Annotated in this window: 19 protein-coding genes and 1 pseudogene; 11 read left to right on the top strand and 9 right to left on the bottom strand. The window is 69.0% G+C overall.

The genetic code is table 11. The features are described from left to right. The first annotated feature begins 54 nt into the window (after nucleotides 1-54). Together metK and PV419_RS49195 are read left to right on the top strand one after the other, a co-directional pair. Nucleotides 55-1,266: a methionine adenosyltransferase gene (metK, locus tag PV419_RS49200; RefSeq protein ID WP_319700424.1), complete on the top strand. Its 1,212-nt coding sequence runs from the start codon at nucleotides 55-57 to the stop codon at nucleotides 1,264-1,266. A 79-nt stretch (nucleotides 1,267-1,345) separates the two neighbouring features. Then, nucleotides 1,346-2,929 carry a hypothetical protein gene (locus PV419_RS49195; RefSeq protein ID WP_319700422.1) on the top strand — a complete coding sequence of 528 codons (1,584 nt, stop codon included), beginning with the start codon at nucleotides 1,346-1,348 and terminating at the stop codon, nucleotides 2,927-2,929. Nucleotides 2,930-2,987: 58 nt separating this feature from the next. Here the strand turns inward: PV419_RS49195 and PV419_RS49190 are convergent, their stop codons facing one another. Next, complete coding sequence (locus PV419_RS49190; RefSeq protein WP_319700420.1) at nucleotides 2,988-3,734, bottom strand: SAM-dependent methyltransferase; 747 nt, start codon at nucleotides 3,732-3,734, stop codon at nucleotides 2,988-2,990. A gap of 225 nt (nucleotides 3,735-3,959) precedes the next feature. Here PV419_RS49190 and PV419_RS49185 point away from each other — a divergent pair, with 225 nt between their 5' ends. Continuing rightward, complete coding sequence (locus PV419_RS49185) at nucleotides 3,960-4,517, top strand: hypothetical protein (protein WP_319700418.1); 558 nt, start codon at nucleotides 3,960-3,962, stop codon at nucleotides 4,515-4,517. On the opposite strand, the gene PV419_RS49180 is transcribed toward PV419_RS49185, so the two are convergent. Further along, nucleotides 4,507-5,496 carry a YafY family protein gene (locus PV419_RS49180; RefSeq protein ID WP_319700416.1) on the bottom strand — a complete coding sequence of 330 codons (990 nt, stop codon included), beginning with the start codon at nucleotides 5,494-5,496 and terminating at the stop codon, nucleotides 4,507-4,509. The two genes, PV419_RS49185 and PV419_RS49180, sit on opposite strands and share 11 nt — an antisense overlap. A gap of 104 nt (nucleotides 5,497-5,600) precedes the next feature. On the opposite strand from PV419_RS49180, the gene PV419_RS49175 reads away from it, so the two are divergent. Together PV419_RS49175 and PV419_RS49170 are read left to right on the top strand one after the other, a co-directional pair. Next, a complete protein-coding gene (locus PV419_RS49175) occupies nucleotides 5,601-6,734 on the top strand; it encodes an epoxide hydrolase (protein WP_319700414.1) in 1,134 nt (377 codons plus the stop codon). Between the two features lie 137 nt (nucleotides 6,735-6,871). Next, the gene (locus PV419_RS49170; RefSeq protein ID WP_319700412.1) at nucleotides 6,872-7,612 is read left to right on the top strand and encodes a hypothetical protein; all 741 of its coding nucleotides are present in this window, start codon (nucleotides 6,872-6,874) and stop codon (nucleotides 7,610-7,612) included. A 50-nt stretch (nucleotides 7,613-7,662) separates the two neighbouring features. On the opposite strand, the gene PV419_RS49165 is transcribed toward PV419_RS49170, so the two are convergent. The 3 genes from PV419_RS49165 to PV419_RS49155 all read right to left on the bottom strand — a co-directional run bounded on the left by PV419_RS49165 (nucleotide 7,663) and on the right by PV419_RS49155 (nucleotide 9,265). Then, nucleotides 7,663-8,016 (bottom strand): hypothetical protein, encoded by a 354-nt coding sequence (locus PV419_RS49165; protein WP_319700410.1) that lies wholly within the window; start codon nucleotides 8,014-8,016, stop codon nucleotides 7,663-7,665. Between the two features lie 4 nt (nucleotides 8,017-8,020). Continuing rightward, nucleotides 8,021-8,611, bottom strand: a complete 591-nt coding sequence (locus PV419_RS49160; protein ID WP_319700409.1) for a recombinase family protein — start codon at nucleotides 8,609-8,611, stop codon at nucleotides 8,021-8,023. 66 nt (nucleotides 8,612-8,677) lie between these two features. Beyond that, nucleotides 8,678-9,265, bottom strand: coding sequence for a TetR/AcrR family transcriptional regulator (locus PV419_RS49155; protein WP_319700408.1), 588 nt, complete (start codon nucleotides 9,263-9,265; stop codon nucleotides 8,678-8,680). 274 nt (nucleotides 9,266-9,539) lie between these two features. On the opposite strand from PV419_RS49155, the gene PV419_RS49150 reads away from it, so the two are divergent. The 4 genes from PV419_RS49150 to PV419_RS49135 all read left to right on the top strand — a co-directional run bounded on the left by PV419_RS49150 (nucleotide 9,540) and on the right by PV419_RS49135 (nucleotide 12,103). Then, on the top strand, nucleotides 9,540-10,196 hold the full coding sequence (locus PV419_RS49150; protein ID WP_319700406.1) for a CatB-related O-acetyltransferase: 657 nt from the start codon (nucleotides 9,540-9,542) through the stop codon (nucleotides 10,194-10,196). A 5-nt stretch (nucleotides 10,197-10,201) separates the two neighbouring features. Beyond that, entirely contained in the window at nucleotides 10,202-11,101 is a 900-nt protein-coding gene (locus tag PV419_RS49145; protein ID WP_415925543.1) for a virginiamycin B lyase, read from the top strand. 61 nt (nucleotides 11,102-11,162) lie between these two features. Further along, the gene (locus tag PV419_RS49140; RefSeq protein ID WP_319700403.1) at nucleotides 11,163-11,510 is read left to right on the top strand and encodes a YciI family protein; all 348 of its coding nucleotides are present in this window, start codon (nucleotides 11,163-11,165) and stop codon (nucleotides 11,508-11,510) included. Nucleotides 11,511-11,704: 194 nt separating this feature from the next. Beyond that, nucleotides 11,705-12,103 carry a hypothetical protein gene (locus PV419_RS49135; RefSeq protein ID WP_319700401.1) on the top strand — a complete coding sequence of 133 codons (399 nt, stop codon included), beginning with the start codon at nucleotides 11,705-11,707 and terminating at the stop codon, nucleotides 12,101-12,103. A gap of 1,027 nt (nucleotides 12,104-13,130) precedes the next feature. Here PV419_RS49135 and PV419_RS49130 read toward each other — a convergent pair. Continuing rightward, nucleotides 13,131-13,484: a MerR family transcriptional regulator gene (locus PV419_RS49130; RefSeq protein ID WP_319700399.1), complete on the bottom strand. Its 354-nt coding sequence runs from the start codon at nucleotides 13,482-13,484 to the stop codon at nucleotides 13,131-13,133. A 112-nt stretch (nucleotides 13,485-13,596) separates the two neighbouring features. Between PV419_RS49130 and PV419_RS49125 the strand changes: the two genes are divergently transcribed. Then, a complete protein-coding gene (locus PV419_RS49125; RefSeq protein ID WP_319700397.1) occupies nucleotides 13,597-14,076 on the top strand; it encodes a hypothetical protein in 480 nt (159 codons plus the stop codon). A gap of 18 nt (nucleotides 14,077-14,094) precedes the next feature. Here PV419_RS49125 and PV419_RS49120 read toward each other — a convergent pair whose 3' ends face one another. Continuing rightward, entirely contained in the window at nucleotides 14,095-15,249 is a 1,155-nt protein-coding gene (locus PV419_RS49120; RefSeq protein WP_319700395.1) for a helix-turn-helix transcriptional regulator, read from the bottom strand. A 538-nt stretch (nucleotides 15,250-15,787) separates the two neighbouring features. Then, entirely contained in the window at nucleotides 15,788-16,033 is a 246-nt protein-coding gene (locus tag PV419_RS49115) for a hypothetical protein (protein WP_319700393.1), read from the bottom strand. On the opposite strand from PV419_RS49115, the pseudogene PV419_RS49110 reads away from it, so the two are divergent. Continuing rightward, nucleotides 15,978-16,877 (top strand): annotated as a pseudogene (locus tag PV419_RS49110) (methyltransferase domain-containing protein); the annotation flags it as partial. The gene PV419_RS49115 and the pseudogene PV419_RS49110 overlap by 56 nt on opposite strands. On the opposite strand, the gene PV419_RS49105 reads toward PV419_RS49110, so the two are convergent. Beyond that, nucleotides 16,840-17,331 (bottom strand): GNAT family N-acetyltransferase, encoded by a 492-nt coding sequence (locus tag PV419_RS49105; RefSeq protein ID WP_319700391.1) that lies wholly within the window; start codon nucleotides 17,329-17,331, stop codon nucleotides 16,840-16,842. The pseudogene PV419_RS49110 and the gene PV419_RS49105 sit on opposite strands and share 38 nt — an antisense overlap. Between the last annotated feature and the right edge of the window lie 79 nt (nucleotides 17,332-17,410).

Here is a 17,410-nt window from a genome sequence, read left to right as displayed (position 1 = left end):
CGCGACCCCGCGCGCCGGGGAGCACCTCTCATCCCACGTAAGGGAGAACGCACCATGTCCGTACGTCTCTTCACCTCCGAATCGGTGACCGAAGGCCACCCCGACAAGATCGCCGACCAGATCAGCGACACCATCGTGGACGCCCTGCTCGCGAAGGACCCGCGCGCCCGGGTCGCCGTGGAGACGCTTCTGACCACCGGCCAGGTGCACATCGCGGGCGAGATCTCGACCACCGCCCGGGACGTGGACATCGTCTCCTTGGTGCGGCGGCGCATCCTCGACATCGGCTACGACCGCTCCGCCAAGGGCTTCGACGGCGCCACCTGCGGCATCTCGGTCTCCCTCGGCGCCCAGTCGCCGGACATCGCGCAAGGGGTCGACGAGGCGTACGAGACCCGTGAGGTCTCGGGCGCGGTGGTCGACGAGCTCGACCGCCAGGGCGCGGGCGACCAGGGCCTGATGTTCGGCTACGCCTGCGACGAGACCCCCGAGCTGATGCCCCTTCCGATCATGCTGGCCCACCGGCTGGCCCGCCGGCTGACGGCCGTACGCAAGGACGGCACCGTGCCGTATCTGCGCCCCGACGGCAAGACGCAGGTGACCGTCGAGTACCGGGGCAGCAAGCCGGTGCGGCTCGACACCGTGGTGGTCTCCAGCCAGCACGCCGCCGATGTGGACCTGGTCGGGCTGCTCGCGCCCGACATCCGCGCCCATGTCGTCGAGCCGGAGCTCGCGGCGCTGCGCGCCGACGGCATCCGGCTGGCCACCGACGAGTTAAGGCTGCTGGTCAACCCCACCGGCCGGTTCGAGATCGGCGGCCCCATGGGCGACGCCGGGCTGACCGGCCGCAAGATCATCGTGGACACGTACGGGGGCGTGGCCCGGCACGGCGGCGGCGCGTTCTCCGGCAAGGACCCCTCCAAGGTCGACCGCAGCGCCGCGTACGCCATGCGCTGGGTCGCCAAGAACGTGGTGGCCGCGGGGCTCGCGGACCGCTGCGAGGTACAGGTCGCGTACGCCATCGGCAAGGCCGAGCCGGTCAGCCTGTTCGTCGAGACCTTCGGCACCGCCCGGGTGGCCGTACGGCGGGTCACCGACGCCATCAGCGAGGTGTTCGACCTCAGGCCCGCGGCCATCATCCGCGACCTGGACCTGCTGCGCCCCGGCTACGCCAGGACCGCCGCCTACGGACACTTCGGCCGCCCGGAGTTCACCTGGGAGCGCACCGACCGCGCGGCGAAGCTGCGGGCCGCGGCGGGGCTGTGACGCGCTCCCGCACCCGGGAAGTGCCAGGGGGCCCGGCAGGCACGCACGCTGTCGGACCCCCTGGCTAGGGTCGGGGCTCATGGGTGACTACATGGAGGGCAGGCACGCCCCAAAGGGCTCTCCCGCGCACCGGTTGTACCTGTGGATCGAGTGCCTGTACGAAATCATGACCCGGTTCTACGACCAGTTCAACGACGAGGTTTGGATCCACGAATACAGCGCCCGCTCGCTGCCGGAGCTTGAGGAGTCGATGCTCGATTTCTGCTCGTACGACGACGGCAGCGACATGAGCGCGATGTACCTCGAGTCCGCGGCGGCCTATCTGGGCGAGACGCTGATCGAGGAGGCGGGCGGGCGCTGGGACTGGGACGAGAACGCGGGAACCGACGGGCTTCCCGTCGTGTGCCCGGACCCCGTCCTCGGCCTCGAGCCGGTCGTTCCACTGCTCGTCGTCGGTCAGGCGCTCAACGAGAAGACGGGGAAGGTCTTCGCCACGGTGGCGCGCCTGCTGCGCAAGGCGGTCAGGGACCGGCAGCGGCAGCATCCGGAGTGGTGGCCGAAGCGGGTTCCCACGCCGTGGGTTGGCTACGGGACCATCCTCACGGCCTGCAACACCGCGCGGGAGTGGCGGAACGACCGCATGATCGACTTCCTCCACTGGTGGGCCGCGGAGGCCGGCGGACGGCGTCGCTGGAAGTACACTCCCGCGTCCCTGGACGCCATGCAGGCGCTGCTGCGCGAGAACTTCCGGACGGTCGAGGACTACGACCAAGTCGCACACGAACCCTTCTGGACCATGGCCGCCTGGTACGTGGGGCAGTACGTCGTCGAAATCAAGGACGCCCTGTGGCAGTACCGCGAAATCAACCCCGATGCCCCGCCCGGCACATGGCACGCGGAGGACTGCTACTGGACCGGCAGTGTGTTCGTCAACCAGCGGCTCCGGTACGACGGCCACGCCGAACACCCCTGGAAGATGCTGCGTGACGTCATCGCCGGCGAGAGTCTGCGCGAGGTGGTGGACCGCTTCCCGGATCCCGTCCTGCCGGGCAGGCGCACCGACGGGACGACCTGGCCCGAGGCGCTGTGGGTGTTGGCCCGCCCGGAGCATCTGGAGACACCGTCCCTGCCGCCCCTCGCGGAAGAGGAGCTGAAGAAGCTGGAGGAGGCGGACGACCTGGAGGGCCCGGACTGGGCGGACAACCACCGGCTGAACACCTGGCTCGCCGAACGGCGGGAAGCCTTCCCGGCATGGGCCGAGGAAGCGGGTGGAGGGACCGCCGCGTGGGACTTCTCCCCCGAATCGCTGGACCGGCTCGAAGGCCTGGTGCGCGGGCGGTTCTCCACGTACGAGGAGATGGTGGCCGCGGAGGACGACCCGTTCCTGGCCGGCGCGGCCTGGTACTTCGGGGAGGTCCAGGTCAGGCAGTGCGGCGCCGCGTGGAAGTGCCGCCCGGAGCCCTCCGACGACACCGACGTGCCCGACGACCCTCTCGTGACGGCGCCCGAACCCGACCCGGAAGACGACGACGGAGACGACGATCCCGGGTGGGATGACGACGACTACGTTCACCTCTGCGTTCCGGCGAGCGAACTCCGCGCGCTGCTGCTGCGCGGGCCGGACGAGCGGCTGCGGAACGCGTTGGAGGCATACGCTCGATGAATGAGTCCGATGATCGCTCATCGGACTCATTCATCTGGGCGGCAGGCGGCGCCTGACGTCAGCGGCGCATGAGCGCGAAGACGCCCCAGCCGAGGTACTCGCGCTCGTACCGGGCATAGCACACAGGTGCGGCGGAGAGCTGCGCCCGCAGCTCGTCGGCCAGTTCGTCGTCCGGGATGCGGTCCAGCCAGCGGCGGATGTTGAACCACTGCGCCGCCCGGTACCGGTCCCAGCTGTCCTGGTCGGCCAGCACCATCTCCACCACGTCGTAACCGAGCGTGCCGAACTGCTCGATCAGCCCGGCGAGCGGTCGGTGATCCTCCTTGCTTTGGGCATGGCAGGCTTCGACGGTCCGCTGGTCGGGGGGATCCATACGCCAGTACGGCTCGCCGATCAGCATCATGCCGCCGGGCCGCAGGCTGCGCTGCAGCAGTTCGACCGTGCCGGGCACGCCGTCGCCGATCCAGGTGGCGCCGACGCACGACACCAGGTCCACCAGCTCGTCGGCCACATACCCGGACGCGTCGCCGTGGACGAACACGACCCGCTCGGCGACACCCAGCTCGACGGCACGAGCACGCGCCTTGTCGATGCCCACGGTGCTGATGTCCACTCCGGTTCCGGTGATCCCGTGGTCCCGGGCCCAGGTGCACAGCATCTCGCCCGATCCGCTGGCCAGATCGAGCGCCCGCGTCCCCGGCGCCAGGTGCAACGCCTGCCCCAGGGTGGCCAGCTTCTCGCTGGTGAACGGGTTGTGGATGCGGTGGCCGCTCTCGCTGATGACGATGCTACGCGGAAGATCCACTCGTGGGTTTCCTTAGGTCTGATGAGGTCAGGGCGGTGTCGTAGGGCAGCCGGCCGTGGCCGACCGCGATCGCCTCGACCGTCATCAAACGCACGCCATCAGGAAGTTGGACCTTCAACGTCGTTGGACGCCAGGACGCACCCGTCGTCGTGTCCACAGGTTTTTCTCTCGTCGCCACACGGGTGCTGAGCGGAGATGCCCGTGCCCTGTGCTAGCCATGGTGGCATGACGGATACGGAGTACCCCGAACTGCTGGCCGCTCTTGATGAGTTCGCCGAGGGCCTGGACCCGCGTGAGCGAGTCACCGGTCTTTACGGCCTGATCGCTCCCTTGCTCGGTCTTATCGAACGTGAGGACAGAGAGCTCAGCGATGAGCCTGTGATGTCGAATCCGGAAGCGGTGCTCGGGCTGCGCAGGGCCGCCGCCGGGGAGCCGGTGGACGCTGACGCCATCCACGAACACCTCACCACCGTGGGGCTGGCCTACTCCGAGGACCAGGATCCGGACTTCCACGTGATATCCCAGACGGCCTACGTGGCGGCGGCCTGGCTGACCCTGCTGGCGGGGCGGGGACTACGCAGCGATGGCTACCTCGAGGATGGCGAGGACCTGCTCCCAGAGTTCGCCCCCTCGACGTTCACGCAAATCGCGGACCTTCTGGCCTGGACTCGATCCGATCAGATGTACACCATCTGGGAGGACGCCGCCGAGGATCCAGACCTGGGTGATCTTCCGGCCGCGACCCGCGAGCTCAAGGCGATGTACCAGGAGCTCACCACGTGAGATCCGCGGGACCGCCCTCCGGGGCCCCGGCGGCCCCAAGGGCGCGGGCCCCGATCGTCCGCAGATGAGCCAGCAACTCCGGGGGCTCATGGACCTGGAAGTCGCAGCCCAGCATGAGCAGCCGGGACGCCAGCCACTCCAACGTGTCCGCGCGTCCGTGCAGCTCACAGCTGTCCTCGTCGATCGGCCGCACCTCGCCCGGCGCCGCGCCGAGCCGCTCCGCCACCTGACCTGCCGGAAGACACACCGTGGCCCGCACCTCGTAGGTCGGCGCGAGGGAGTACATCCTGCGGGTGACGAAGGCGGCCGCGTCCTTCTCGGGCAGCTCGCGGGGCGGGACGCGGACGCCGGTGGGCTGGAGGCGGGTCATCCGGTCGGCGCGGAAGATCCGCCAGTCGTCGCGTTCGTTGTCGTACGCCAGCAGATACCAGCGGCGCCCCGCCAGCACCAGCCGGTGCGGCTCGACCAGCCGACGGGTCCGGCTGCCGTCCCCCGCCCGGTAGGCGAACCGCAGCCGTTCATCGCCGGCCACGGCCGCGGCGGCCACCGCGAGGTCGTGCGGGTCGACGGGCGTGGCGCTCTCGGTGAACAGCGACTCCGTCGCGGCCCGGAAGGCCCCGACCCGGTGCCGTAGCCGGAACGGCAACACCTGCTCCAGCTTGGCCAGGGCGCGCAGGGACGCCTGCTCGATACCGCTCACCGGCTTGCCGACCGCCGTGCTCAGCGCGACCGCGATGGCCACCGCCTCCTCGTCGTCCAGCAGCAGCGGCGGCATGGCCTTGCCCGCGGCGAGCCGGTATCCCCCCGCGGCCCCCATGGTCGCCTCCACCGGATATCCCAGCTCACGCAGCTGGTCGACATCCCGGCGGACCGTGCGGGGGCTCACCCCCAGACGATCCGCGAGCTCGCTTCCGGGCCATTCGCGCGGGGTCTGCAACAGGGACAGCAACGACAACAGCCGGGCCGAAGGGGTGCTCATGGCGTCCATGATGCCCGCCCATCTAGGCCAGGATCCGACCTACATCGCTCCTACAGTCGTGGCAGCGACCGCAAGACCCTTGCAGCAGAGGAGCCCAACACGCCATGAGCGATGACATCCGCCCCTTCCGCATCGACATCCCCCAGGCCGACCTGGACGATCTGCGTGACCGCCTGGCCCACACCCGCTGGCCGAGCCAACTGCCCGGCGAGGGCTGGAGCCGTGGCGTGCCCCTCGCCCACCTCAAGGAACTCGCCGACTACTGGCGGGACGGCTACGACTGGCGCCGACACGAGGCGCGCCTGAACGAATTCCCCCAGTTCATGACCGAGATCGACGGACAGGACATCCACTTCCTGCACGTACGCTCACCCGAACCCGACGCCCTGCCGCTGATCCTCAACCACGGCTGGCCCAACTCCTTCATCGAGTTCACCGACCTCATCGACCGCCTCACCGACCCCCGCTCACACGGCGGAGACCCGTCCCAGGCCTTCCACGTCGTCGTCCCGTCCGTGCCCGGTTACGGCTTCTCCGCACCGCCCCGCGAAACCGGCTGGAACGTCGCCCGGGTGGCCCGGCTCTGGGTGCAGCTGATGCACCGCCTCGGTTACGACCGCTACGGCACCCAAGGCGGGGACCTCGGCGCGTACATCGCCCCCGAAGTGGCCAAGGCGGCACCGGAACACGTGGTCGGCGTCTACATCATCGCCGGGCTCGGCTTCCCCATCGAAGCCGACCTCCCCGAGCTGACCGACGACGAACGCGCGGTCTTCGAACAGCTCCAGCAAGCGGACTGGATGAACGGCGTCCCCCACCACGCCCTGCTGCGCGCCGCCCCGCAGACCTTCGCCTACGGCTGGCACGACTCCCCCGTCGCCGCGCTGGCCTGGCTGACCCAGAAGTTCAAGGAGTTCACCGTCGTCGACAAACTCCCCGAGGAACTGATCGACCGCGACCTGATCCTCACCAACACGACCCTCTACTGGCTCACCGACACCTTCGGATCCTCCTCCTGGCCCATGTACGACAGCACGGGCTTCGGCTGGCCGGAAGGCCAGAAGGCCGTGCCGACCGGCGTCTACAGCGGGCCCCCCGGCATCCGGCGGCTCGCCGAGCGGCACAACACCATCATCCACTGGCCCACGGACAACCCCGGCAGCCACCACTTCCTGGCCATGGACCGGCCCGGCCCCATGGCCGCCGACATGCGCGCCTTCTTCGACAAGGTCCGCTGACCCGGAATACCTCTCATCCGGAATACCTCGAAGGATGTACGCGCGTCTCATCAGCGGTCACGAGGTTCGCGACCGAAACGGAACCGAGACTGGCAGAAGCACGACGGACCGATCACCAGCTCAGCCAGGACGGGCACATGACGAGGCAGCACCCGGGCGGGCAACCCGCCACTTCCCGACTCAGCGCCCTGGTCAGGGCTCTCGTCGGCGGCCTGGTCATGGCCTGCGCGTTGGGCATCGGCACGGCCGCGGGCTCAGCCGCCGCGGAGAGGGTCGGCCTCACCGGGGCGACGGCCCGGCTGGTCCCGGCCGTTCTGGTCAGCGCGCTGGCGGTCGTCCCCATAACTCTCGCGGTACGGCGGCGCGGCGCATCGCTCAAGGCCCTGGGCCTCGGCGGTGCCGGTGCCGGCCTGCGGGCGTTTCTCACCGGCGTGGGCGTGACGGCGGCGTCGGCGGTGCTCGTCCTCGGCGCCGGGACGGCCGGGGGCCTGCTGCGCTGGTCGCACCCGGACCCCGTGCTCCTCGCCGGCTTCCTGGTGACCAACGCGGTGATCGCGCTTCTGCTCGAAGCCCTGCCTGAAGAGACCACCCTGCGCGGCTACGCCTGGACCGCCCTGCCCGAACGGTTCTGCGGCACCGCCTCGGCACTCGGCACGACGGCCGTCTTCCTGCTCGTGCCGGGTGCGTCGACCGTGGCGTACGCGGCCACCGCACGCTTGATCCGCGCCGAGCCCGCCCCCATCGGCATCGTGCCACCGGGACAGGACGCGGCCTCCTACCTGATCCTGCTCCCCCCTCTTCGGGCTCACCCTCGTCGCGGCCCGGACGGCGGTCGGCCAGGCCCCCCTCTGGGCCGCCATCCGGGTGTGAGTAGTTGAGGTAAAGGAAATCCCGGTGAGAACGATCACGGGCTTGGCCAGCAGCTTGGCTACATCGCGAACGTGAGCTGTGGGGAGGCTTCGAGCGCGGTGCGGCGGGCTTCGGCCCGGGTGCGGGCGTGGTGGTCCTGGTCGTGGTGCAAGTGGCAGCCCTGGCACATCGCGCGGGGATTCTCGGGCTCGCAGTGTTCCGGCATGTGGTTGAGGTGGGCGGTCGTCAGGATGACGCAGGAGCCGGTGCCGTACGCGGGCTGTCCGTGCCGGTTGGGGCACCGGCCGGTGTGGCTGCCGCGCCCGCACTCCCCTTCGCATTCACCCCGCCACGCGGCGCGGTTCTTGATCGCCTCGCTGATCTCCGGCCAGTTGTCGGGGTAGCGGTCGCGGTTCTCGGGCCGGATCGGCATGTGCTCACCGCTCTCCGGCTTCGAGCTGGTGGGGGACGCCGGAGGCGCGCAGGTCGCGGAGGTCCGGGATGTGGTTGTAGAGGGTGCCCGGGGAGACGTTCAGCAGCTTGGCGATCGAGGTGATGGAGCGACCGGGGTCGGGCAGCAGGTCGCGGGCGGCCTTGATGACTTCCTCGGTGGCGACGGTGGGGCGTCCGCCGACGCGGCCGCGGGCGCGGGCGGCGGCCAGGCCCTCGCGGGTGCCCTGGACGATGAGTTCGCGGATGAACTCCGCCGGGGCAGCGAAGACGTGGAAGACGAGCCAGCCGCCGGGAGTCGTGGTGTCCAGCGACTCGTGCAGCGAGGTGAACCCGATGGCACGCTCGCGTAGTTCGGCGACCACGTTGATGAGGTCCTGGAGACTGCGGCCGTAGCGGTCGAGTGAGGGGACCACGAGGGTGTCGCCGGCGTCGAGGAAGGCGTGGCACGCCTTCAGCTCCGGGCGGGGCGCGGTCTTCCCGGACTTCTTGTCGGCGAAGATCTTCCGGCACCCGGCGGCGGCGAGGGCGTCGATCTGCCGTTCGAGCTTCTGCCCGCTGCTGGACACCCGGATCATGTCAGAAAACGGTGGCCCCAGGTTCTTGAATGACCCTGGTTTAGCTTCCGCGATGGCTTCCGTCGGCTACGGCCTGTGCGCTCTGGGACCCATCCCTGCGAACACCGCCTGCAGGACGCGGTCGATGTAGGCGGGGGTGATGGGCTGCTGTGTGATCAGGAGTCTGTAGTACAGCGGGCCGGACAGGACGTCGAAGGCGAGGTCCAGGTCGAAGTCAGGTGCGAGTTGCCCTTGGTCCTTGGCGTCTCGGAGGCGTTCCAGGGTGTTGGCCGCCTGCGGCTCGATGAAACGCCGGTTGAGCGCAGTCGCGACCTCCGGATCGTGCTGTGCTTCGCCGATCAGGGCCTGGTAGAGCGGACCCCAGGGGGGCCGGCCGAGCAGGCTGACGGCCTTTGTCATGGTCTCGCGCAGGTCGGCGACGACATCGCCGGTGTCGGGATGGCTCAGGCTGTCGGTGCTCAGGCTGAGCACCGCGTCGAGGAAGAGCAGACCTCGGGAGGGCCAGCGCCGGTAGACGGTGTGCTTGCCCACTCCCGCCCTGGACGCGACCGCCTCGATGCTGAGTTTGGCGTAGCCGCCCTCCAGAGCGAGGTCGAGGGCAGCTCTCATGATCGTTTCGGTGCGCTGGTCGGAGCGGTCGCGGCGGTCAGTCATGCCGACACCATATCGGCACGGCACGTGCCGTGTTGACAAAACCCCTATTCTTGATCAACCATTTCTCAGCGGCACGGCCCGTGCCGTGTCGCACAGAAAGCTACTTCCAGGTAACCAAGTCCAGAGGTGTGATCGTCCAGTTCATCGGGTGGGTCACCCCACCCAGCCCCGAGAACACCTGAAGCCCCACCGGCCAGGGTGATCCGGCCCTGGCCCGGCGACGCCCCGCCAGGGCCGTGTGCGACATCCCTCAACCACGCAAAGGACCCCGACCTTGTCCCCTGACCCGACCACCGTGCACCCGCTGCCCGCCCACGAACGCGTGGTGTTCCTCAACCCGCTGGTCACCTCACCGAACATCACCGTGGGCGAGTACACGTATTACGACGACCCAGACGGCGCCACGGACTTCGAGCACCGCAACGTCCTCTACGCCTATGGGCCGGAGCGTCTCGTCATCGGCAAGTACTGCGCGATCGCCTCGGGAACCACGTTCCTGATGGCCGGCGCCGAGCATCCGACGATGGGGGTGTCGACGTACCCGTTCACCATGTTCGGCGGCCGGTGGGCCGAGCGGACGCTGGACATCGTCACCGCCATGCCCAGCCGCGGCGACACGGTGGTCGGCAACGACGTCTGGTTCGGGTACCGGGCGACCGTCATGCCTGGCGTACGGATCGGTGACGGTGCCATCGTCGCGGCTGGCGCCCTGGTCACCGCCGACGTCCCGCCCTACACGATCGTCGGCGGCAACCCGGCCAAACCGATCCGCCGGCGATTCGACGACGCCGGCATCGAGCGGCTGCTGCGCGCCGCCTGGTGGGACTGGCCCGCCGACCTGGTCACGGAACACGCTCGTACGATCATGGCCGGAACCCCTGACGCCATCGAACTCATCTCCAAGGAGCACGGATTGGGGCAGTCCCTTTGAGCCAGGTGACCCAGGTATCCATCGAAGAACACACGGTGGCCGACAGCGCGGCCGGACCCTACGCCCTCACCACGGGACCGGACGGCGCGCTCTGGTTCACCCTCGTCCACAGCGGCCGGATCGGCCGCCTTGTCCCCGGCGAGGAGCCGACGAGTCACCAACTCGCCCCGGACAGCGGGCCGACCGTCATCACACCCGGCCCCGACGGCGCGCTGTGGTTCACCGAGTATCGGGCGGACCGGATCGGGCGAATCACCACCGACGGCGTCATCGACGCATTTGACGTGCCCACGCCCGGCGGCGGGCCGTTCGGTATCGCGGCGGGCCCCGACGGCGCGCTGTGGTTCACCGAGACCGCCGCCGACTGTATCGGCCGCATCACCGTCGACGGTCACCTCACCGAGTTTCCGCTGCCCGTCACCGGCGCGTTCCCCTCGGCGATCACCGCTGGCTGCGACGGAGGCATGTGGTTCACCCTCAACCGGGCCAACGCCATCGGGCGGATCGGCATGGACGGTACTGTCACCCTCCATCCCCTGCCGACGGAGGCAGCGGCGCCGGTCGGGATCGCCGCAGGCCACGACGGAGCGCTCTGGTTCGTCGAGATCGCCGCCGGACAGATCGGACGGATCACTCCCGACGGGCAGATCACCGAGTTCCCGCTGCCCGACCGCACCGCCCGACCGCACGCCGTCACCATCGACGGCCACGGCACCGCATGGTTCACCGAATGGGGCGGCAACCGCGTCGGCACGATCACCCCCGACGGCTCCATCACCGTCCACGACCTTCCCACCCCCCACTCCGAACCGCACGGCATCACCCTCGGTCCCGACAGCGCCCTGTGGACCGCCCTGGAGATCGGCACCCTCGCCCGCATCACCCCGGCGGACAGCACCGCCTGAACAGCCCCCTTCACACACGGTCAGCAGTGGTCGCCCGTACGGCGGCCGGAGAGGAAGTCTCATGAAATACGCACTCGTGATCTTCGAGACGGACGAGTCGCGCCGCCGGATCCAGGCCGACCGGGCCGCGTACCGCAAGGAGTACGAGGGCTGGATAGGCGGCCTCGCCGCGGCCGGGAAGCTGGTCGGCGGCGAAGCCCTGGAGACTGAGCGCATCGCGCCCGCGACGGTGCGCACTGCGGCCGACGGGACGTCGACGCTGATCGACGGGCCCGCGCACGCCGGCGAGGAGACCCTCGGCGGCTGGTTCATCGTCGAGGTGGCCGACCGCGCGGAAGCCTTCGAACTGGCCAAGAGCCTTCCCACTCCGGAGACCGTCGAGGTCCGCCCGATCCTCGAATCCGCCTGACCGACGCCGGGAACCGGCCCGACGGCACAGAGCCCGGCCGCAGGGTCGCCTCTGTAGTGCCGCCCGGCTTCGTCTGATCATGCCGCCTGGCTGTAGCCGTCTGGGGCGGGCAGGCCGTCGCCGCGCAGCGGGGGCTCATCTTCATCGAGGCCAACGCGGGAGCCTTGCCATCGAGCGTCGGCATCCCCTTGCGCGTGCTCGCGATCGGCGCGTTCCTCGGGCTGCTTGTCGCGCTTCGGCGCGGCCATGTCTCTCCGCAGACGGCCCAGGCACCGCGACCGGGCTTCGACCGACGCTACTGGACCGTGGTGGCCATCGAGGCCGTAATCGGACTGACAGGGATCGTGCTCATCAATGGCCTGCTGCACACCCCACTGGCGACTGTGCCCTGGATCGCGTTCGTGGTCGGGCTGCACTTCTTCGGGCTCGCAACCGTTTGGCGGCTGGCCGCGCTCTCGTGGCTCGGCGCAGCGATGTCTGCGTGCGAAGCAGCCGGCTTGGCGCTGACTGCTTGCGGTTCGTCCCCGGCGACCATCGCAGCCGTCGCTGGGGTCGCTCCGGGGGCCCTGCTGCTCGGCTCCGCTGCAGCCTGACCACCAGTCACGGTCCGCAACGATTGACAGCCTCACCGTCAACCGCGTCGCGCTGGAGGGCGACCGGCGCGACGCGGGCTGGTCGGCGAGCCGGACGCCCCCCGACGCGGTACTGCTCGTGCCCGCCTACCTGCTGGTCGCAGCGGTCGTGTTCATGGTGTGCCGACGCGTGGGCAACCGCGTCAGATACGCAAGGTCAGCTGCGAGAGGTCGGAGCGAATCCGTGCCGGCGTCGGCCTGCCCCCGGGATCCTTCGCGAGCAGGCCGATGAGGCGGGTGAGCTTTCCAGCCCTCGGATCTGCTCCGGGGCCATATAGGCCGGCGTCCCGATGACGGCGCCCACTTCGGTGAGCGTCGGAGCTCCATCACGATGAGCACCGAATCCTGATCCACGAGTACGTCGTAGACGGTCACGGCGTTCCCGTGGTCGAGCTGCGCGGCGGCCCGCGCCTCGCGGAGCATGCGCGCCCGCATGGTCCGTCTCGCGTCGGGCGAGAGCCCCCAACACGTTGTCCTTCGCCCGCACGACCACACCCATGCCTCCGCGGCCGAGCTCTTCCAGCGGGGTGAACCGGCCCGACGACAGCGTGACGGCCTCGGGTTCCCGGAGGGTCGCGGTCGCGACCGTGCTGACCTGCGCTGGGATGGTGGGGGGCCGCACCGCGGATCGGCGCTGTCGCCGACGATGCCGGATCACCAGGTAGACGACGAACTGGATGACCAGGATGGCGAGAACCGTGGCGCCGAAGATGACGAGGGGGCTGAGGGACTCAGTCGGATTCGCCGGCGCTTCCGCGGCGATCCCTCCTTGGCTCGACACGGCCTGGATGGCTCGATCGAAGGTCATTGCCGCCTCTCGTCCCGCGATTCCAGGCCAGTGCTGCAGGGGTTTCGGGCGCTTGTCTACCCGTCAGTTGTCGATCTGTCCACTGACCTGGTCAAAGCAGCTACTCATACGCTTCGCGCAGATCTGGCGCTTCGGACGGTTCCCTTGCCCCGACGGCCCCGCGAAGGGGCGGCCCCGGACTTACGACACACGCAACGGGCATCCCGTACCGACCCGCGCGTCGAGGTCGGCCCGCAGGGCCGCGAGCTCGGCCATCCGCGCGTCGATCACCCGGATCTTCTCCTCGAACAACGCGGACAACGCCTCGGCGGAATCCGGCGCCTCGCGCAGCTCCTCGAAGTGTCGCCCGATTTCGGCCAGCGAGAAGCCGAGCATCTGCGCGGTGCGGACGTAATGCAGCCAGGTCACGGTCTCCGGCGGGAAGTCGCGATAGCCATTGCTCAGGCGCCGCCCGGAGACCAGGCCGATCTTCTCGTAGAAGCGAATGGTGTCCTTGCTCATGCCCGCTTGCGCGGCCAGCTCTCCGATACGCATGACTCTCCGCCGCACTGTCGACTTGACCTTGGACCGTACTCCACTGTTTAGCGTGAGGCCGTTGCTGCACGTCGCCGCACGTCGCCGCCGAAATACCAGCAGGAGCCTCGCCATGAACCGTCTCTTCACCCCTTCCCGCCACGCCTATCTCCGCGTCGTACGCGCGAGTGCCTGGTACGACCTCGTCGTCACCGCCGGATTCGCGACGCCGTGGACGTATGCGCTGCTGCACGACGCGCTGTCCTCGCTGGGTGACGCCCTCGGGCTGGGCGTCTTCCCCGCCCTCGACCCGATCCAGACCCTCTTCGCGAATCTGATGGGCTCGGTCGTGGTCGTCTGGGCACTCCTGCGCATCGTCAAGCCGCTACCGTCGCACGGCCTGTTCGACGGTGTCGCACGCACGCTGTTCTCCATGTGGCTGGCGTACGCGCTGGCCGACGGTGCCACGCGGATCCTGTGGCTCTTCCTCGTGGTGGAGGTGGCGTTCGGGGTCGCTCAGTTGGTCCCGTGGTGGCGGACTCAGCGCGCCAACCTCGTGGACGGCCCCGTCGGCCCGCCCGCAGGACACCCGCTCGGCGCCGAGGGGCGCTGAGCCCGGCTCGCGCGTGACTCACATCGCGATTCCGGCCCTCTTCACAAGCCTGGTCAGGCGTGGATTGCTGCGCTTGTGCAATGACGTCAGTACGCGCGTAAGCTCCAGACTGGTCGGATGAACGGCAGCCATTTCGGGTGCCACGTCCCACGCCTTCTCAAGGGACTCCAAGGTTGCGTCACGGTCTCCCAGGGCCAGCTGAGAACGACCTATATTCATGTACAGAGGCCCCACACGGGTTGCCGGAAGTGTCAGGCCCGCGCGAATCAAGTCCGCTGCGGTGTCCAGAGCTTCGCGATGTCGCTCCATGTCGGAAGCTGTGGAGATGACATGCGTGGCCGTATTCTCCTGGCCGAAGTGGATTCCGTGCTCCGCGACGTCCTCCGGAAATTCTTCCGCCGCACGCCATGCGGCCTCAATATGCCGGTTCGTCGTCTGCTTGTCCCTCAGGCGCCCGGCCAGGGTCAGCGCACGAAGGTGCAGAATGCCCAGCCCAAAGGCCCGCTCGCGCTCTCGCAGTGATGATTCCGCCTGAACGATGGCACGGTCGACAATAGCCAGCCCTCCGGCGTAGTCGCCTGAGTTCAAGAACGTACCCGCATCGTCCCTCGCTGCCACGATGGCCGCGATCGGATCGGCCCGCCCCGCTGCCAGACGCTGTTTCATGGTGGCCAGCTCGGCCAAGTGCATCCACCTGTGCCGGGCGGCAAGCCAATAGACCACGCTGTAGACGTCAGCGACGAGAGTCCAGTCGCTTGGACGCCCCGTCGCGTGCGCATGATTGGTCACCTTGGCCAGCAAGGGCGGAAGCTTCGCCGAGACCTCGGCCAGCTCGCTGTTCCACCGATGCCGATTCAGACTCTCAACCTCAAGTACCAACCCCTCCGGGTTCAGGGGTGGTTCTCCGGGGAGATCGAAATGACGAATAGCGTGACTCAGATCGGACAGATTTGCTTCCGGTGTCCGACCAAGTACTTCATCGAGAGTCAGGCCCATCGCCCTGGCGAGGGATGCGGCAACACTCTGTGTTAAGGCCCGGTCGCCCACTTCGATTTTACTGAGGAGAGAGACCGACACACCTGACCGTCGGGCCAGTGTCATCTGGCTCAGCCCGCGATCTTTGCGGAGCGCCGCGATGTTGGCGCCGGGCCCGAGAACATTCGCGCCGTTCATGTTCCCATGGTCCCACTCCCGGTCGCCTCACGCTTGGCAGTGTGCAAAAAGTGTGCAAGTCATGCCGTCCGAACTGCCGTTGATTAGACGTACAGGACCCCGCGACCGTGGCACCGGCCCGGGGGCATGGCCGACCTGACTGGAGCAGACCGACAATGCAATTCGTATCAGGATCACTCGGACGTGTGAAAAGAGCCTTGTTCGGCCCCTGTACCGCCACCCCCGAACGCCATTCGATTTCCACCACTCCACCAACACCCGTCACCACGCCCGACCCGATGCCGCACCCCGTGTCGTACGCGGAGCAGGTCCGCCTCGGACTGCCCATAATCCCTGCGGGGTGGACCATCCCCCTGATGCGGAACATCGACCCGGCACCCCCGTACATCCCTCACTTCACGCCCGCACGAGCAGGGATGGAACGGTGACAGGCCTCGAAAAGCCCGCGGCGGACGCCGAGTGGGCCGCTGGTGAACTCCGCTCCGCGTTAGCCCTGGCCGGCATGGGCGGATACCGACGGCCACAGGTGGTACTGCGGCTATTGCGCGGGCTGGGGCGAGGTCAGCTGCCCCGACTGCGGCGGGCTCGCGGGATGCGTGACGTGCGAGGGCACGGCCAAGGTCGCGTGCATGGTGTGCTCATCGGGCCGGTGGCCCAAATGGATTCCGTAAAGCGAATGAAGGAAAGAGCAATGAGATCGCAGATCACCACGGCCACCGACGGCGGCAAAGCCGGGCCAGGTGGCCACCAGCTCCGCCTCCATGCCGAGCGTGGTGTTCTCCATGCTCCGGGACCTGGACGTACGCGCCGGCCACAAGGCGTTGGAAATCGGCACAGGCACCGGATGGAACGCCGCGCTGCTGGCTTCACCGGCTGGGCGCGGAGAACGTCGTCACGGTGGAAGTGGACGCGTCCGTGGCGACAACAGCGCGGGCCGCTCTGGAGCGCTTCGGCGCACCCGTGCGCGTGGTGCACGGGGATGGCTTCCGGGGCTTCCCTGAGGCGGCACCGTACGACCGGATCATCGCGACCTGCGGGCTCCGGTCGATTCCGTTCGCCTGGGTGCGGCAGAGCAGGCCGCGCGGGGTCATCGTCGCCCCTTGGGGCACGCACTACGGCAATGGGGACGCCGTCGCCCGACTGATCGTCGCCGACGACGGGCGCAGCGCGTCAGGGGCGTTCACCGGACCGGTGGAGTTCATGAAGCTCCGGGCGCAGCGCCTTCCGCCCGTGGTACACGCCGCGTACGTACCGGGCAGCCACAGTTCGTGACCGGCCGGTTCAGCCCGCAACGCTTCGTGCTGAGCCTCCTCGTCCGCCACTGCCGGCACCTCGTCGCGGACAAGGACGACGGGGCGCGCCCGGTGTGGTTCTATGGGCTCACCGACCGTTCCTGGGCGTGCGTGCAGTTCCGCGACGGGGCGACGGCACGGGTGTGGCAGTCGGGCCCACGTCGGCTCTGGGACGAGGCGGAAGCGGCTCACCGGTGGTGGGAGCGGCAGGGCCGACCCGGCTTCGACCGCTTCGGGCTGACCGTGGACGGCGAGGGCGAGGGCGCCTGGTTGGACTCGCCGGACCATCCGGTGCCGGTCACGGGCGCCAGTACAGGGCGGGGTCAGGGTGATTGACGAAGCCGAGCTCGCGGTAGAGCGGCTCACCCTCGACGGAGGCGTGCAGATCCACTCGGGCGACCTCACGTTCCCGGAACCAGCCGAGCAGGCCCCGCATGATCGCGCGACTGTGGCCGCGCCGCCGGTGCGCCGGATCGGTGACCACGCCGATCACCTGGCCGATCCTGCCGTTCCGCAGGTGCGGGCCGGGCAGCCGCTGCTCGAGGGCGCCGATGCCGCAGGCGGCGAGGCCTTTGTCGGCGTCCACGACGAGGATCCGCACGGCGTCCGCGGTCAGTTGTTCCTTCAGTACCGCGACAAGAGCGTCCCGCCAATCGTCGTCTGCCGCCGACGGGGTGAAGAAGTCGCCGGCGAGGGTCTCGAACAGCAACTGCCGCAGGCGTACGAGCTCCGCGATGTCGTCCTCCGTCGCCTGTCGTACGTGGGTGTGGTGTCCGGCGTCGTGTCTCATGCCGATCAGATTGCTGTCATGGCCCGATGCACCTCAACCCTTACGGCGAGGGTGCCGTGGACCACGTGATCTCGTCGCG

This window comes from Streptomyces sp. ME19-01-6 (assembly GCF_033793745.1).
Classification (GTDB): domain Bacteria; phylum Actinomycetota; class Actinomycetes; order Streptomycetales; family Streptomycetaceae; genus Streptomyces.
The sequence above is the reverse complement of the archived record's forward strand: the minus strand, read 5'-3'. Positions and strand labels throughout refer to the sequence as shown.

Excerpts from the sequence above, each read along its gene's own strand:
- PV419_RS49170 (WP_319700412.1), top strand. The coding sequence starts at position 6,872 with ATGACGAGGCAGCACCCGGGCGGGCAACCCGCCACTTCCCGACTCAGC.
- PV419_RS49160 (WP_319700409.1), bottom strand. The coding sequence starts at position 8,611 with ATGATCCGGGTGTCCAGCAGCGGGCAGAAGCTCGAACGGCAGATCGAC.
- PV419_RS49120 (WP_319700395.1), bottom strand. The coding sequence starts at position 15,249 with ATGAACGGCGCGAATGTTCTCGGGCCCGGCGCCAACATCGCGGCGCTC.
- PV419_RS49105 (WP_319700391.1), bottom strand. The coding sequence starts at position 17,331 with ATGAGACACGACGCCGGACACCACACCCACGTACGACAGGCGACGGAG.
- PV419_RS49180 (WP_319700416.1), bottom strand. The coding sequence starts at position 5,496 with ATGAGCACCCCTTCGGCCCGGCTGTTGTCGTTGCTGTCCCTGTTGCAG.
- PV419_RS49130 (WP_319700399.1), bottom strand. The coding sequence starts at position 13,484 with ATGCGTATCGGAGAGCTGGCCGCGCAAGCGGGCATGAGCAAGGACACC.
- metK (WP_319700424.1), top strand. The coding sequence starts at position 55 with ATGTCCGTACGTCTCTTCACCTCCGAATCGGTGACCGAAGGCCACCCC.
- PV419_RS49155 (WP_319700408.1), bottom strand. The coding sequence starts at position 9,265 with ATGACTGACCGCCGCGACCGCTCCGACCAGCGCACCGAAACGATCATG.
- PV419_RS49175 (WP_319700414.1), top strand. The coding sequence starts at position 5,601 with ATGAGCGATGACATCCGCCCCTTCCGCATCGACATCCCCCAGGCCGAC.
- PV419_RS49140 (WP_319700403.1), top strand. The coding sequence starts at position 11,163 with ATGAAATACGCACTCGTGATCTTCGAGACGGACGAGTCGCGCCGCCGG.
- PV419_RS49115 (WP_319700393.1), bottom strand. The coding sequence starts at position 16,033 with ATGGAGAACACCACGCTCGGCATGGAGGCGGAGCTGGTGGCCACCTGG.
- PV419_RS49165 (WP_319700410.1), bottom strand. The coding sequence starts at position 8,016 with ATGCCGATCCGGCCCGAGAACCGCGACCGCTACCCCGACAACTGGCCG.
- PV419_RS49185 (WP_319700418.1), top strand. The coding sequence starts at position 3,960 with ATGACGGATACGGAGTACCCCGAACTGCTGGCCGCTCTTGATGAGTTC.
- PV419_RS49125 (WP_319700397.1), top strand. The coding sequence starts at position 13,597 with ATGAACCGTCTCTTCACCCCTTCCCGCCACGCCTATCTCCGCGTCGTA.
- PV419_RS49195 (WP_319700422.1), top strand. The coding sequence starts at position 1,346 with ATGGGTGACTACATGGAGGGCAGGCACGCCCCAAAGGGCTCTCCCGCG.